This window comes from Kitasatospora sp. MBT66 (genome assembly GCF_000710405.2).
In the GTDB taxonomy this organism is placed as follows: domain Bacteria; phylum Actinomycetota; class Actinomycetes; order Streptomycetales; family Streptomycetaceae; genus Kitasatospora; species Kitasatospora purpeofusca.
This window is the reverse complement of record NZ_JAIY01000004.1, coordinates 531,730-532,352: the sequence shown is the minus strand read 5'-3', so window position 1 is coordinate 532,352 and position 623 is coordinate 531,730. Positions and strand designations below refer to the sequence as shown.

Genomic DNA, 623 nt, shown 5'->3' with positions numbered 1-623 from the left:
GTACGGCCAGGCGTTGGCCGTGCAGCCCTTGAGGCCGTAGATCTGCTGCATCATCGCGGGCGCCGGCTTGCCGGGGCCGGGGCAGCCCTCGTGGCCGTGGCCGATCCGGTGGCCCACCTCGTGGTTGACCACCAGGGCCCGGTACTCGTCGATCGGACCGCTGAACTGGGGCGAGCCGACGGTCCAGCGCTTGACGTTGACCACCACCTGGTTGCCGACGTTGCAGTTCACCTCGCCGTGGGTGTCCAGACCGGCCGCGCCGCAGATCCGGTCCACGGTGGCGGGGGAGGCGATCTTCACGGTGAAGTCGTAGGCCCCGGAGGAGACCAGCTGGAAACCGTTCCTGCGGTCGTTGGTCCAGCCGCGCTTGTCGGCGAGGATGCCCTGGATCTGGGCGGCGGAGGCCGCCGGGTCGATGCCGATGCCGTCCTCGACCTCGACCCGGTAGCGGCGGACGGTGCCCCGGCCGACCGGGTCGGCGGAGCCCTGGGCGACGGTGAAGGTGCCGGCGCCCTTGGCCGGCGGGGTCTCCGGGCCGCCCGGCGGCGGGGCGGCGGTGGGCGCGGGCGGAGCGCCGGTCGTGACCGGTGCCGGGGCGGTGGCCGCCGGGGGCACGGAGGGCG

At 74.8% G+C, this 623-nt stretch carries 1 protein-coding gene; it reads right to left on the bottom strand.

Annotation, left to right across the window (positions count from 1 at the left end):
- A partial coding sequence (locus tag BI06_RS09040) for a DUF3152 domain-containing protein (protein WP_107113302.1) occupies positions 1 to 623 on the bottom strand: 623 nt, incomplete at both ends.